Origin of the sequence: Nocardia sp. NPDC058244 (genome assembly GCF_042882065.1) — a bacterium.
In the GTDB taxonomy this organism is placed as follows: Bacteria; Actinomycetota; Actinomycetes; order Mycobacteriales; family Mycobacteriaceae; genus Nocardia.
In genome coordinates, this window is record NZ_JBHVWX010000009.1 from 50,031 (window position 1) to 66,544 (window position 16,514).

The window sequence follows — 16,514 nt, forward strand, 5'->3', positions numbered from 1 at the left end:
CTACCGCCGATATTGTGCCATGCGCACAAATTCCCGCCTGACAAGGCGTCAGAGGTGGTTGTCGGGGGCGGTTGTGTGGTCGTGACAGCGTGACGTGTGGTGTCATGGTCGCCGAACGCCCCGATATCGACTCCTTCTTGCTTGTTCGACACTGGTCCGCCGCCCGGTAGGCCCAGAATCCGACAGGGTTCGTGGGTCATCGCAGAGCTGTGGGCCGGACGGATGAAGGATGTTGTACAAGGATGGGTGAGGTTCGTCGTGCGGCGCGAGGTCGAGGCAATCGCAAGGCGAGCACTCCCCTCTTCGCGCAGCTGCTGACGGCGGCGGTCGACACGGCGGGCGAGACGATCGCCCTGACCTCCTCCCCCGTCGACGGCGACCGGATCGACCTCACCTACACCCAGCTCGACGAGTCGTCCTCGCGGCTGGCCAGGGAGCTGCTGGACCGCGGTATCGGGCCCGGTGATGTGGTCGCGCTCGGTTTCACCCGGTCGATCGAGTCGGTGCTGGCCGTGTGGGCGGTCGCCAAGACCGGTGCGGCCTATGTCCCGGTCGATCCCGGATTGCCCGCGGAACGGATCGCCTATCTGGTGGCCGACTCGGGCGCGGTCCTCGGGCTCACCGCGACGGCGCACCGGGCCGCCCTGGCCGACGCGCTGGAGTGGGTCGAGGTCGACGCGCCCGGGCAGCGGGAGCGGATCGCGGCGTGGCCGTCGCATCCGATCTCCTATCTCGATCGGGTGCGTCCGCTGACCGATCAGCACCCGGCCTATGTCATCTACACCTCGGGGTCGACAGGCATGCCGAAGGGTGTGGTGGTCACCCACACCGGTCTGGGCGCGCTGGTCACGGCGGCGCGGGACCGGTATGCCGTGCAGGCGGGCGACCGGGTCCTGCACGTGTGTTCGCCGAACTTCGACGTGTCGGTGCTCGAGTTGCTGGTGGCATTCGGGGCCGGTGCCACGGTGGTGGTGTCGCCGCCGACGGTGTTCGGCGGCGAGGAGCTGGCGGCGTTGCTGCGCCGGGAGCGGGTGACCCACCTGCTGATCACGCCGGCCGCGCTCGAGTCGGTCGACGCCGAGGGGCTCGACGAGCTGCGGGTGGTGGTCGTGGCCGGTGACGCGTTCGGTCCTGGCCTGGTGGAGCGGTGGGCGGTCGGCGGGCGCGCGTTCTTCAACGGGTACGGCCCGACCGAGGCGACGATTCTGGCTACCGGCAGCGCCGGATTGGTGCCGGGCGAGCTGATCACGATCGGTTCCGCGTTCCCCGGCATCGGGGCGATGGTGTTGGACGGGCGGCTGCGTCCGGTGCCCGCGGGGGTGGCCGGTGAGTTGTATCTGTCGGGTCCGGCGCTGGCCCAGAGCTATCTGGGCAGGCCGGGGCTGACGGCGGAGCGGTTCGTCGCCGCGCCGTTCGCTGGCGTGGCGGGGGCCAGGATGTATCGGACCGGTGATCTGGTCCGGCGCACGATCGAGGGCGATTTCGAGTATCTGGGCCGGTCCGATTTCCAGGTGAAGATCCGGGGTTTCCGGGTCGAGCTCGGGGAGATCGATGCCGCGCTGACGGCACATCCGGACGTCGAGTACGCGGTCACGCTGGGGGTGAAGGCCGACTCGGGTGCGACGGTGCTGGTCTCCTATGTACTCCCCCGCCAGGGTGTTTCGGTCGATACCGAGGAGGTGTCGCGGTTCGTCGGCGTCTCGCTGCCGGGTCATATGGTGCCGACCGTGCTTGTCGTGCTGGACGAGATCCCGTTGACGCCGAACGGCAAACTGGATCGCGCGGCGTTGCCCGCTCCGGTGTTCGGCACGGCCGGGTCCCGGGCGCCGGAGGGCCCGCTCGAGACCGCGATCGCCGCGTTGTTCACGCAGGTGCTGGGTGTGCGGGAGATCGGTGCGGAGGATTCGTTCTTCGCCTCGGGTGGCGACAGCATTCTGTCCATCCAGCTGGTGTCGCGGGCGCGGACGGCCGGTATCTCGTTCACCCCGCAGGAGGTGTTCGAGCATCGGACCGTGGCGGGGTTGGCCCGGGTCGCGGTGGTCGGCGCGGAGTCGGTTCCGACGTTGGCCGAGCTGCCCGGTGGTGGCGTGGGGACGATGCCGCTGACGCCGGTGCTGGCGGCGTCGGTGGCGGGTGGCCGGGTTTTCGGGCGGTTCAGCCAGCAGATGGTGTTGGCGCTGCCGTCCGGTATCGACCGGATCGGTGTGCTGGACACGCTCACGGCGGTGCTGAATCATCACGACATGCTCCGCGCCTGTGTGCGGCAGGTGGACGGTCGCTGGGAGCTGAACGCGCTGCCCGCGGGCGCGGTGGAGGCGCACCAGCTGCTCACCCGGGTCGATGTGCCCGCGGGCCGGTCCGAGGACGAGCTGGCCGAGATCGCGAGCGCGGCGCTGGATGCGGCGTTGGCGTCGCTGGATCCGCTGGCGTCCCGGATGGTCGCGTTCGTGTGGCTGTGCCGTGCGGACGGCCCGGACGGTCTGGTGGTGGCGGCCAATCATGCCGTGATCGATGGCGTGTCCTGGCGAATTCTGTTGTCGGACTTGGTGACCGCGTGGGCGCAGCTCGCGGCCGGACAGCGGGTCGAGTTGCCCGCGGTCGGTACGTCGTTCCGCCGGTGGGCGCATGGTGTGGTCGAGGCGGCGCCGCAGCGTCGGGGCGAGCTGGAGTACTGGCGGCGGATTCTCGCGGTTCCCGACCCCTTGCTGGGCGAGCGTCCGCTCGACAGCTCGGTCGATACGGCCTCGACCGTGCGGACTTTCAGTGTCACGGTGCCCGCCGAGGTCAGCGAGGCGGTGCTGACCGACCTGCCGGCGATGTATCGCACGGGCGCCGAGGACGGACTGCTCGCCGCGCTGGCGCTGGCGGTGCGGACGTGGCGCGCTCGCCGCGGCGTGACGGCCGCGGCGACGCGTCTGCGGTTGGAGGGTCATGGCCGGGAGGAATCGGCGGTCGAGGGTGCCGATCTGACCCGGACGGTCGGCTGGTTCACCACCATGTATCCGGTCGCGCTCGATCTGGACGGGATCGAGACCGAGGCAGCGTGGCGTGGTGGTGCGGCGACGGCGGCGCTGGTGAAGGCGGTCAAGGAGCAGCTGCTCGCGGTGCCGGACAAGGGCATCGGTTTCGGCATGCTCCGGCATCTGGACGCGGAGTCGGGCCCGCTGCTCGATGGTGCGCTGGGGCAGGTCGGTTTCAACTACCTGGGCCGGGTGTCGGCCGGTGACGTGCCGGAGGCGTTGGCCGAGCACGGCTGGCTGCCGACCGACGCGTGGGGTGAGCCGGTCGCCGAGCAGGATCCGGCGTTGCCCGCGGCCGCCGTGATCGATATCAACGCGCTGGCGGCCGGTTCCGCGGAGGGTGTGCTGCTGCGGGCGTCGTTCTCGTATGCCTCGGCGATCATCGACGAGGCGTCGGTGCGCGAGCTGGCCGAGTGCTGGACCGAGGCGTTGGCGTTGCTGGCCGAGCATCTTCGTGATCCGGCGGCCGGTGGCCTCTCCCCTGCCGATGTCGCGCTGGTGCGGGTGTCGCAGGGCGAATTGGATCGGTGGCATCGGGAGTTGCCGGGGCTGAGTGATGTGGTGCCGTTGGCGCCGTTGCAGCTCGGTCTGCTGTATCTGGCGCAGGCCGCGCCGGAGGCGGATCCGTATCTGGTGCAGCTGGCCGTCGAGTTGGCAGGTGCGGTGGATTTGGCGCGGCTGCGGCGGGCCGCGCAGGTGGTGCTGGATCGGCATGCCATCCTGCGCACGTCGTTCGGGTCGGCGGCGTCGGGTTCGCCGGTGGGTTTCGTGGCGGAGGGTGTCGCGGTGCCGTGGCGGATCGTCGACACCGAGGTGCGTGATCCGCGGGAGTTCCTGGCGGCCGAGGCGCGGGTCGGTTTCGATCTGTCGGCGCCGCCGCTGTTGCGGTTCACGGTGTATCGCCGGGGTTCCGGTGATCTGCATCTGGTGCTGACCGCGCATCATCTGCTGGTGGACGGCTGGTCGATGCCGTTGCTGATGACCGAGTTGCTCGTCTCCTACGCCACCGACGGTGGCCCGTCGATGCTGCCGCGGGTGCGGCCGTATCGGGACTATCTCGCGTGGCTGGCGGGCCGGGATCGTTCGGCGGCGCTGGACGCGTGGGGTGCGGCGTTGTCGGGGCACGTGCCGACCGTGCTCACGGCCGCGGCCGCGGTCGCACCGCCTGCCGAGGTGGCGGCGGGTTACGGGATGTGCGCGGTCGATCTGTCGGCGGACGAGGCGGAGGTGTTGTCGGCGGCCGCCGCGGCGCACGAAGTCACCTTGAACACGGTGTTCCAGGCGGCGTGGGGTCTGGTGCTGGCCGGTGTCGTCGGCCGCGACGACGTGGTGTTCGGTGCGGTGGTGTCGGGGCGGCCGCCGCAGCTGGACGGGATCGACGGCATGGTCGGTCTTTTCGCGAACACGATCCCGGTGCGGGTGCGGCTCGACGGTGCCGCGTCGCTGCGCGCGGTGCTGTCGCGGGTGCAGGCCGAGCAGGTCGCGTTGCTCGACGGCCACTATCTGGGGCTGGCCGAGATCCAGCGGGCAGCCGGCGCGGGTGAGCTGTTCGACACGCTGATGGCTTATGAGTCGTATCCGGTGGATACCGAGGGGATGCGGCGCGCGCACGGTGCCATCGACGGTCTGGAGATCGTGGCTGTCGAGGCGGCCAACGCGACGCACTATCCGGTGGCGGTCGGGGTCGAGGTGGGCGACGGTATCCGGGTGGGCCTGCAGTATCGGCTCGATGTCGTGGGTGCCGAGGTCGCCGCGGCGCTGGCGCACCGGCTGCGGGTGGTGCTCGATGCCCTGCGGGAGGCACCGGATCGTCCGGTGCGTGACCTGCTCGAGGTGCTCGCTCATCAGGATGACGCGGTCGCGCGGTTCGCGTACTGGCGGGCGGTGCTCGCGGATCTGCCCGAGGAGCTGGATCTCCCGGCGGATCGCTCCCGGCCCGCGGAGCCGGTGGTCGTCGATGATCACGTGCGGTTCGAGATTCCCGCCGGTCTGTCGGCGCGGATGCGTGAGGTCGCGGAGTCGCGGCAGACGTCGGTGCGCACCGTCGTCCATGCCGGGTTCGCGGTGCTGTTGGCGCGGCTGTCCGGGAGCGCGGATATCGCGATCGACGCGTTCGGCCCCCACGATCCGGTGTTGCTTCGACTACCGGTGCCGGGCGAGCGGACCGTTGCCGCGTTACTCACCGAGGCGGCCGGTCTCGCCCGGCAGGCTGTCGCGCATGCGGAATTGTCCGTGGCGGAGTCGGCGGCGCTGGGTCTCGGCGGGCGAGCGTCGAGCCGGGTCGCGCTGCTGACGGAACCCCGGTCCGACGTCACCGGGTACGACCTGGTACTCAGCGTCCCGACGGACGCGGCGGACGCCCTCGCCGCTGAGTTCGCTTTCGCCGGTGTCCTGTTCGACCGCGAGACGGTCTCGGTCTTCGCCGAACGTCTCGTCCGGCTGCTGACCGCGATCACCGAGTTTCCGGAGTCCCCGGTCGGTGACCTGGCCATTCTCAGTGCCGCCGAGCTGCGCACCGAACGTGCGACCGATCCCGGCGGGCCCGCGGTGCTGTTCCCGGATCTGGTTTCGCGCGGGGTCGCAATCGGTCCGGACCGGGTGGCGATCCGGCACCGGGGACGGTCGATCAGCTATGGCGAGCTCGACGCGCAGACCTCCCGTTTGGCGCGTGCGTTGATCGCGCGGGGTGTCGGCCCGGAAGTCGCTGTCGCGGTGGCGTTCCCGCGGTCGTCGGACATGGTGGTCGCGGCGCTCGCGGTCGCCAAGGCGGGCGGGCATTTCGTGCCGATGGACCCCGCCCTGCCCGCACAGCGTCTCGAGCACCTGGTCGCCGACTCCGGTGCGGTGGTGGGTATCACCGCGCCCGAGCAGCGCGAGCGGGTGCCCGCGGGCGTGGATTGGCTCACCGTCGACGATGCCGCGTCCTTTGCCGCGACCGCGGTCACCGACGCGGATCGCCGGGCGCCGCTGCGGGTGGAGCACCCCGCGTATGTCATCTACACGTCCGGTTCGACCGGCGTCCCCAAGGGTGTCACGGTGACGCACGCCGGGCTGAGCGTCCTGGTCGACGAGGCCGTCCGCCGCTACGACCTGACCTGGAATCACCGGTTCCTGCACATCTGCGCGCCCTGGTTCGATCCGTCGGTCCTGGAGTGGCTGTGCGCGTTCAGCACGGGGACGACGCTCGTGGTCGTGCCGTCGGAGATCATCGGCGGTGTCGAGCTGGCCGAGTTGCTGGCGGCCGAAGCCGTCACTCACGCCATCATCACCCCGGCCGTGCTGGGCACTCTCGATCCGGCGGGTCTCGACGCGCTGGAGGTGTTGTCGGTCGGCGGTGATGTGACGACGCCGGAACTGCTGGCGACGTGGCAGCCGGGTCGCCGCTATCTCAATGGCTACGGCCCGACCGAGACCACGATCATCTCCGCCTACGCCGAGCTCACCGCGGGCCGTCCGGTCTCGATCGGCGGGCCGGTGCGTGGCACGGACGCGATGGTCCTGGACGCGCGGTTGCGTCCGGTGCCGCCGGGAGTGACCGGTGAGCTGTATCTGGCCGGTCGTGGGCTGGCGCGCGGCTACCGTGGTCAGCCGGGGACGACCTCGGCCCGGTTCGTCCCCGATCCCTGGGGTGCGCCGGGGGCACGGATGTATCGCACCGGCGATCTCGTGCGCCTGCGCGCGGGGGAACTGCACTATGTGGGTCGCGCGGACACCCAGTTGAAGGTGCGGGGGTTCCGGATCGAACCGGGTGAGGTCGACGCGGTGCTCGCCGGTCGCGCCGAGGTCGCTGCCGCGGTGACGGTGGGCCGGTCGACCGCGTCCGGGTCCACCGTCCTGGTCAGCTATGTGGTCGCCGCCCAGGGCCGGACCGCCGATCCGGGTGCGCTCACCGACTACGCGGCGCAGCGTCTGCCGTCGTATCTGGTGCCCTCGGCGATCGTCGTGCTCGACGCGCTGCCGTTGACGTCCAACGGCAAGCTCGACCGTGCCGCTCTCCCGGAGCCGGTGGCCGCGACGGCGGTCGACCGGGCGCCGTCGTCGCCGAGGGAGACCGTGCTGTGCGAGTTGTTCGCGCGGGTGCTCGGGGTCGAGTCGGTGGGGGTGAACGAGTCGTTCTTCGCCGTGGGTGGCGACAGCATCCTGTCGATCCAGCTGGTGTCGCTGGCTCGTGCGGCGGGCATCGTGTTCACGACGAGGGAGGTGTTCGAGCACCGGACCGTGGCGAAGCTGGCTGCGATCGCCGCGGTCGACAGTCCCGCGGTCACGCTCGCCGAGCTGCCCGGTGGCGGGATCGGTGAGGTGGCGCTGACCCCGGTGCTGGCGGAGTTCCTGGCTACCGGTTCGAGTGATCGTTTCGCGCAGACGATGGTCTTGGCGCTGCCGGACGGTATCGATCGCACCGGCCTGGTCACGACCGTGGCCGCCGTGCTGCGTCACCACGACATGCTGCGCTCGCGGTTGCGTCACGACGGCGTCCGGTGGCGGTTCGAGGTCCTCGACCCCGAGACCGTGGACGCGGGCTCGCTGATCACCGAGGTCGACGCGGCCGCTGCCGACGGCGAGGATCTCACCCGGCTCGGTAGCGCCGCCATGGATTCGGCGCTGTCGGCGCTCGATCCGGGCGAGGGCCGGATGATCACGTTTGCCTGGGTGCGTCGTGACGGTGCCCGGGATGTGCTGGTGGTGGCGGCGCACCACTATGCGATCGATGGTGTGTCGTGGCGGATTCTGCTGCCCGATCTGGTCGTCGCGTGGGCCCGGTACACCGCGGGGCAGGAGGTCGTGTTGCCGCCGGTGGGTACGTCGTTCCGGCGGTGGGCGCACGGTCTCGTCGCGGCCGACCGGACGGGTGAACTCGACTACTGGCGGCAGTTGCTGGCCACCCCGGATCCGCTGCTCGGCGCGCGAGCGGTGGACTGCGCGGTCGACACCGAGGCGACGACGCGCTCGATCACGGTGCAGGTGCCCGCCGAGATCACCGAGCCGCTGCTCACCACGTTGCCCGCGCAGTACCGGGCGGGCGCCGACCACGCCCTGCTGGCCGCGCTCGCGCTGGCCGTGCGCGACTGGCGCGCACGCCGTGGCGTGGACGCCGATACTCTGCGGATCAGACTGGAAGCGCACGGTCGCTCGGAAGATGTCGTCCCCGGCGCCGATCTGACCCGGACCGTCGGCTGGTTCACCAGCGTCTACCCGGTCGTGCTCGACCTGTCCGGAGTCCTGGGGCAGGTCGATGACGCCGCCCTCGCGACGGCGGTGCGGTCGGTGAAGGAACAGCTGCTGGCCGTGCCGGACAACGGCATCGGCTTCGGAGTGCTGCGCCTGGACGCGGCACACCAGCTCACCGGTGGTCTCGGCCAGGTCGGCTTCAACTATCTCGGCCGTGCGACGACCGGGCACGGACCCGCCGATGACACCGCCTGGCTGCCCGCCGCCGATCTCGGCGACCTCGAGGTCGACTACGACCCAGCACTGCCCGCGACCACCGTCGTGGACATCAACGCGATCGCCGTCCCCACCGACACCGGTCTCCAGCTGCGCGCCGACTTCCGGTATGCCACCGGCATTCTCGACGCGGACGAGGTGCTGGAACTGGCCGACGACTGGCGCAGGCACCTCACCGCGCTCGCCGAGCACACCCGGCACGCGGACGCGGGCGGTCTGACACCGTCGGACGTTGCGCTGGTGCGGGTGTCGCAGGCGGATCTGGATCTCTGGCACCGCACCCACCCCGGTCTGACCGAGGTGCTGCCGTTGTCGCCGCTGCAGCGTTCGCTGCTGGCGCTGGGTGAGCTGCTCGACGAATCGGTGCACGCCTATGTCATCCAGCTCGTCGCCGAACTCACGGGTGATCTGGACACCGAGCGGCTGCGTTGCGCGGCCCGTACGGTCCTGGAACGGCACGCGAATCTGCGTTCGGCGTTCGTCACCGCCGCTGACGGCACGCCGGTGCAGGTGGTGGCCGACGCGGTCGAGGCGCCGTTCCGGATCGTCGGCGATCTCGACGACGCCGACCTGCCCGCGCTGCTGGCCGCCGACCAGCAGGCCGGATTCGATCCGGCGATCGCGCCGCTGCTGCGATTCACCGTGTACACCACCGGTTCCGGGCGCAGCCGGCTCGTGCTGACCGGTCATCACATCCTGCTCGACGGCTGGTCGATGCCGCTGCTGATGAAGGAACTGCTGGTCCTGTACGCGACGCACGGTGACGCGACGCCGCTGCCGCCGGTGCGGCCCTACCGCGACTACCTCGAGTGGCTGAGCCGTCAGGATCGCGCGGTCGCCGAGCACGCGTGGGCGACGGTGCTGGCCGGGGTGGAACCGAGCGTGCTCGCGCCGGAGCTGACCTGGCCGCCGGCCACCCAGACCGGATTCGGGCTGTGCGAGTTCGACCTCGACGCCGACCGCACGGCCGAGCTGACCGCGTTCGCCGCGCACACCGAGGTCACCGCGAACACCGTGTTCCAGGCGGCGTGGGGGTTGGTCGTCGCCGGCACCACGGGCCGTGACGACATCGTCTTCGGTGCCACGGTGTCCGGTCGTCCGCCGCAGCTGGACGGTGTCGGTGACATGATCGGCCTGTTCGTCGACGCGGTCCCGGTGCGGGTCCGGCTCGATCCCTCCGCCACGGTCACCGACCTGGTGCGTGCGGTGCAGGCCGAGCAGGCCTCGGTGCTCGATCACCACCATCTGGGTCTCGGCGCGATCCAGCGGGTGGCCGGGCGCGGTGAATTGTTCGACACCATGCTGGCTTTCGAGTCCTACCCGGTCGACGCCGAAGGACTCCAGCAGGCCGGTGGCGCGCTGGACGGCCTCAGCATCGACGGGTTGCGCGGTGCCGACTTCACCCACTACCCGCTGACCATCCTGGTTTTCCTGGGTGCCCGCACCCAGGTGCAGATCAAGTACCGGCGTGATCTCGTCGCCGACGCCACCGCGCAGGCGGTGACCGATCGGCTGCGCACCGCTCTGACCGAGGTGATCGCCGCCCCGGACAGCCCCGCCGCGGAGGTCGCGCTGCGGCTCACGGCCGAGCCCACCGACCCGATCACGCAGGCCCGCTTCTGGCGCCGCACCCTGGCGGATCCGCCGGGGCGGCTCACGCTCCCCACGGCCGGGCGCGGCACCACGGACGCTCCAGGACGCGCGCGGCTGCCGATCCCGGCGGCGGTGCACGACGACCTGCGCCGGCTCGCCGAGGCGGCGGGTGTGAGTTGGTCGGCGCTGATCCGCAGCGCGGTCGCGGTGCTGCTGGCCCGGCTCACCGGGACCGACGACATCGTGATCGCCGCACCCGAGCAGAACATGGTGGTCCGCACCCGGATCGACGCCGCCCAGCCGTTCCTGGCCCTGCTGCCCCACGCGCACCACAGCGAGACGCAGGCTCTTGCGCACGCCGGAATTCCCCCGGCTGATCTGGCCGCCCTGCTCGGGACCGATCACCTCGCTCAGGTGTGTCTGGGCTTCGATCACCTCCCCGCCGGCGAGCTGGCCCTCGCCGTGGTCGACGACGCGGCGGGCTCGACGCTCGACATCGCCTTCGCCCGAACGCTTTTCGACGACGATGACGCGCTGACGTTCGGTCGGCGTCTGGTGCGGATCCTGGCCGCCCTCGCCCAGCGTCCGGGGACCCCGGTCGGTGACCTGGCGCTGTCGGACCGCGACGAGGACCTGTTCCTGACCCGGCTCGGCGACGGCGGCACCCCGTCGACCATCGCCACCCTGCCGCAGCTGCTGGTCCGTGGCACCGACTACGGCCAGCACCGGATCGCGGTGCGCGACAACGGCCGCGGCCACACCTACGGCGAGCTGGACGCCGACTCCTCGCGCCTGGCGCGGGTCCTGATCGCCGACGGGGTCGGGCCGGAAACCGTGGTCGCCTCGGCGATCCCGCGCGGCTACCGGTCGATCCTGGCGTTCTGGGCGATCGCGAAAGCCGGTGGCGTGTATCTGCCGGTCGACCCGAACTATCCCGCCGACCGGGTGCGGCACATGCTCGAGGATTCCGGTGCCGCCGTTGGCCTCACCGTCGCCGGACACGCACGGGAGCTCGGCGAGGCGGTGCGCTGGCTCGTGCTCGACGATCCAGCCGTGCGCTCCCGCATCGCGGGCCGTCCCGCCACCGCGGTGCGCGACCGGGACCGCCGGGCGCCGCTGCGGCGCGACCACGCGGCCTACGTCATCTACACCTCCGGCTCCACCGGGCGGCCCAAGGGCGTCAGCGTCACCCACGCGGGCCTGGCCGCCCTGGTCACGCACTCGGCCACCATCATGGGCCTGCGGCACGACCATCGGATGCTGCACGTCTGCTCGCCCAGCTTCGACCAGTCGATCGAGGAGATCGGCACCGCCTTCCATCGCGGTGCCACCCTGGTGATCGCGCCACCGGACACCGTGGGCGGCGTCGATCTCGACGACCTGCTGCGCCGGGAACGCGTGTCCCACACGATCATCACCCCGGCCCTGCTGGGCACCCTCGATCCGGCGGGTCTGCCCGATCTGGTGTGTGTCTCGGCCGGCGGCGAGGCGTGCACCGCCGAGCTGCTGGCCACCTGGCAGCGCGGCCGCCGGTTCCTCAACGGGTACGGACCGACCGAGGCGACGATCGGCGCGACCTACGCGCGGTTGCGCGCCGGTGACCGGGTCACGATCGGTCGCCCGGTGCCCGGACTGCGCGCGGTGGTCCTCGACAACCGGCTGCATCCGGTACCCGTCGGAGTCACCGGCGAGCTGTATCTGGCCGGTCCGGGGCTGGCCCGCGGCTATCACGGTCGTGGCGCCGTGACCGCCGACCGGTTCGTCGCCTGCCCGTGGGGTGCGGCGGGTGAACGCATGTACCGCACCGGCGATCTCGTGCGCTGGGTGCGCGGCACCGACGACGCCGACGAGCTGGAGTATCTGGGCCGCACCGATTTCCAGGTCAAGATCCGCGGCTTCCGGATCGAGCTCGGCGAGATCGATGCCGTGCTGGGGCGGCATCCGCAGGTCACGTTCGCGGTGACGGTCGGGGCCGAGAATCCGGCGGGCGAGACCACGGTCGTGTCGTATGTGACCGGCCGCGACCTCGACCCCGCCGCGGTGGCCCGGTGGTCGTCGTCGATGCTGCCCGCGCACATGGTTCCGGCCGCCGTGGTGGTGCTCGAGCGGATTCCGTTGACCGCCTCCGGCAAACTCGACCGCCAGGCGCTGCCCGCGCCCGTCTTCGCGGCCCGCCCCTACCGGCGGCCCGCGAGCGGGCTGGAACGGACCGTGGCCGAAATCTTCGCGGAGGTGCTCGGCGTCGACCGGATCGGCGCCGACGACAACTTCTTCGAACGCGGCGGCAACTCGCTGCTCGCCACCCGGCTCACCGCCCGTCTCAGCGCGGCCGTGGACCTGCGGGTCCCGGTGCGGGTGCTGTTCGCGGCACCGACGGTCGCCGAGTGCGCCGCGGAGGTGTCCCGGCTGACCAGGGCGGGCCGCCGCCCGGCGCTGCGGGCACAGCCACGGCCCGAACGGGTGCCGCTCTCGCCCGCCCAGCAGCGCATGTGGTTCCTCAACCGCTTCGACACCCGCACCTCGGCCTACACGATTCCGGTCGTGTTGCGCCTGTCCGGCGCGCTCGATGTCGCCGCGTTGCAGGCGGCGTTCGGCGATGTGGTGGCCCGGCACGAGATCCTGCGCACGGTGTATCCGGTCGCCGATCACGCGCCGGTGCAGGTGGTGCTGCCCGCCGACCATCCCGACCTGCCCCGGTTGACCGCGCAGGCGTCGGCCGAGGTGGAATCCGCTGTGTCGCAGCTTGTTTCGACGGTCTTCGATGTGACCACCGAGGTGCCGTTGCGGGCGACGCTGTTCGAGGTCGGCCCCGAGGACTTCGTCCTGGCCATGGCGATCCATCACATCGCCGGTGACGGCTTCTCCGGCGGACCTCTCACCCGCGATCTGGTGACCGCCTACGGTGCCCGCGTCGCCGGGCACGCGCCGACGTGGAGCCCGCTGGCGGTGCAGTACGCCGACTACGCGGTGTGGCAGCAGACGCTGCTGGGCGAGGACACCGATCCGTCCTCGGTGGGCGCCGAGCAGATCGGCTACTGGCGCCGGGCCCTGGCCGGGCTGCCCGACCAGCTCGACCTGCCCCGGGACCGCCCGCGACCGCCCGTCCAGTCCTACGCCGGTGGCCGGGTGCCGTTCACCGTGGACGACGCCACCCATGCCGCGCTCACCGAACTGGCCCGCACGCAGGGCGCGACCCTGTTCATGGCCGTGCACACCGCGCTGGCGGTGCTGCTGGCCGGGCTGTCGGGCACGACCGACATCGCCATCGGCACTCCGGTCGCCGGGCGCGGTGAGGCCGAGCTGGACGATCTGATCGGCATGTTCGTCAACACGCTGGTGTTCCGCACCGAGGTCGACGGCGACGCGAGCTTCGCCGAACTCCTCGGCCGCCAGCGCGAGATCGACCTGCGAGCCTTCGCGCACAGCGACGTCCCGTTCGAGCGACTCGTCGAGGTGCTCAACCCGGCCCGCTCCACGGCCCGTCATCCGCTGTTCCAGGTCGGCCTGTCGTTCCAGAACCTCGCCGAGGTGCGGATGGACCTGCCCGGCGTCACGGTCTCCTCGGTGGAGACCGATCGCGAACTGTCCCAGTTCGACCTGCACCTGATCCTGGCCGACCGGTACACCGCCGACGGCTCCGCGGCCGGGATCGGCGGCTACTGCACCTTCGCCACCGACCTGTTCGACGCGTCGACGGTGCGCGGCTTCCTCGAGCGGTTCAGCCGGATCATCGCCGCCGTGGTCGCCGCGCCCGGCGCCCCGCTGCACACGATCGATCTGCTCGCCCCGGCGGAGCGGACCCGCATCGTGGAACGGTGGAATCGCACCGCGCGCCACACCGATCCGGCCGCGACCCTGGTGTCGCTGCTCGACGAGACCGTCGCCGCCGACCCGAACGCGGTGGCCCTCGTCGCCGACGGCCGACAGTGGACCTTCGCCGAGCTCGACGCGCGGGTGAACCGGCTGGCCCGGTATCTGGTCGCCGCGGGTGTGGGACCGGAGACCCGGGTGGCGCTGGCCCTGCGGCGCTCGGTCGACCTGGTGGTCGCGATGTACGCGGTCGCCACCGCCGGTGGCGCCTATGTGCCGATCGATCCCGATCAGCCGGTCGCGCGCACCGAGTACATCCTGGACACGGCACTGCCGATCCTCGTCCTCACCGACACCGCCACCGGATTCACGGCCACCGGAACCCGGGTCGTCGCCGTCGATCAGCTCGAGCTGTCGACACTCGGCGCCGCCCCGCTCACCGATCGGGATCGGCGTGCACCGTTGCGGGCTGCCAATACCGCGTACGTGATCTTCACCTCCGGCTCGACGGGCAGGCCCAAGGGTGTGGTGGTGTCGCATGCGGCGGTGGTCAACCAGTTGCGCTGGAAGGCCGAGCGATTCGGTCTCACCGCCGAGGACGTCGTGCTGCTGAAGACGGCGGCGACCTTCGACCTGTCGGTGTGGGAGTTCTGGTCGACGGCGGTCTCGGGCGGACGCCTGGTCATCGCCGCCCCCGACGGCCACCGCGATCCGGCCTACCTCGCCGACCTGATGCGTCGCGAGGGCGTCACCACGCTGCACGCGGTGCCCTCGATGCTCGACGCGCTGCCCGCCGACGCCCTGCCCAGCTCGCTGCGCCGGGTCCTGGCCATCGGCGAGACCCTGCCCGCGGCCTCGGCCCGCCGATTCGAGTCCGCGGCACCGCACGCCACCCTGTTCAACGTGTACGGGCCGACCGAGGCGGCGGTCTCGATCACCAGTCACCAGGTCGGCGCCGCGGACACCGCGACGGTCCCGATCGGCAAGCCGGTCTGGAACAGTCAGGTCTACGTGCTCGACGCGCGCCTGCGCCCGGTGCCGGTCGGTGTGCCGGGTGAGCTGTACCTGGCCGGCGCGCAGCTGGCAGGCGGCTACCTCGGCAGGCCAGATCTGACCGCGGAGCGGTTCGTGGCCAACCCGTTCCACGCGGGCACCCGCCTGTACCGCACCGGTGACCTGGCGGCGTGGAATGCCGACGGGGCGCTGGAGTATCGCGGGCGCACCGACTTCCAGCTGAAGATCCGCGGTTTCCGCATCGAACTCGAGGAGATCGACGCGGTGCTCGCCGGGCATGCCGATGTCGGCTATGCCGTCACGGTGGGGCGGGAGAACCAGACCGGCGCGACGGTGCTGGTGTCCTATGTGGTCGCCGCGCCGGATCGCGCGGTTGCCGTGGCGGACCTGCTCGAGTGGGCGGCGCGGTCGCTGCCCTCGCACATGGTGCCCGCCACGATCATGGTCATCGATCAGGTGCCGCTCACCCATGTCGGCAAGCTCGACCGGTCGGCGCTGCCCGCGCCCGAGCTGGCGGTCCGCGCCTACCGGGCCCCCGATTCCGCGATCGAGCAGACGGTGTGCGAGATCTTCGCCGATGTCCTGCGGCTGGACCGGGTCGGCCTGGACGACCACTTCTTCGAACTGGGCGGCACCTCGCTCAGCGCCACCCGCCTGGCGACGCAGCTGAGCGACGCGGTGGCCGCGACCATCCCGGTCACCTGGCTGTTCACCACGCCGACGCCGGCGGGCATCCTCGCGGCCCTGCGCGCCGACGGGGCCGACAGCACGGGTGCCGACGCCGCGTTCGAGGTCCTGTTGCCGTTGCGGACCGGCGGAACCAGGGAACCGCTGTTCTGTATCCACCCCATCAGCGGTGTCGCCTGGTCGTTCGGCGGGCTCGCCGCCCACCTGCACCCCGACCGGCCCGTCTACGGTCTGCAGTCACCGGCGCTGAGTTCGGCCGAGCCGCTGCCGGATTCGATCGAGGAATGGGCGCTGCTCTACCTCAAGCAGATCCGCGAGGTCCAGGCCGAAGGGCCCTACCACCTGCTCGGCTGGTCCCTGGGCGGGGTGATCGCGCACGCGATGGCCGTGCAGTTGCAGGAGGACGGTGAGGAGGTCGCGCTGCTCGCCATGCTGGACAGCACGCTGACCGCCGCGGCACCGGCCACGGCGAGCCCGGTCACGGCGGCCGATCTGCTCGGCGGTTTCGCCGGTGATCTCGCCACCGACGGCGCCCTCGATGAGGTCGCCGATGCTCAGGGGCTGGCGCAGGTCCTCGGTCAGCTCGCGTCGCCGCTGGCCTCGCTGGATCCCGCGCGGATCGAGCGCGTCGTCGAGGCGGCGATCACCTCGGCGGCACTGGACGCGGCCTACCGGCCACACCGATTCGACGGTGCCATCACCTATTTCACCGCGGGCCAGGACGATCCCACCGGCGCCACCGGCGCCGCGTCCTGGACCGAGGCCGCCACCCGGCCCGTGCGCAACCATGTCGTCGACACGACGCACTGGCGGATGACGGAGGGCCGCGCACTGGAGGCGATCGCGAAGGTGTTGCGCGAGTGGCTGTGACGACCACGAACCCATAAGCGGTGCTGATGGGGTGGTAGGCACCGGCCTACTACCCACCGCGCCGAACGGGCACCA

The 16,514-nt window shown here is 71.4% G+C and carries 1 protein-coding gene; it reads left to right on the plus strand.

Annotated elements, in window-relative coordinates; genetic code table 11:
• Positions 1–242 precede the first annotated feature (242 nt).
• A complete protein-coding gene (locus tag ACFVW6_RS26820) occupies positions 243–16,439 on the plus strand; it encodes an amino acid adenylation domain-containing protein (RefSeq protein WP_378825860.1) in 16,197 nt (5,398 codons plus the stop codon).
• Positions 16,440–16,514: the final 75 nt, after the last annotated feature.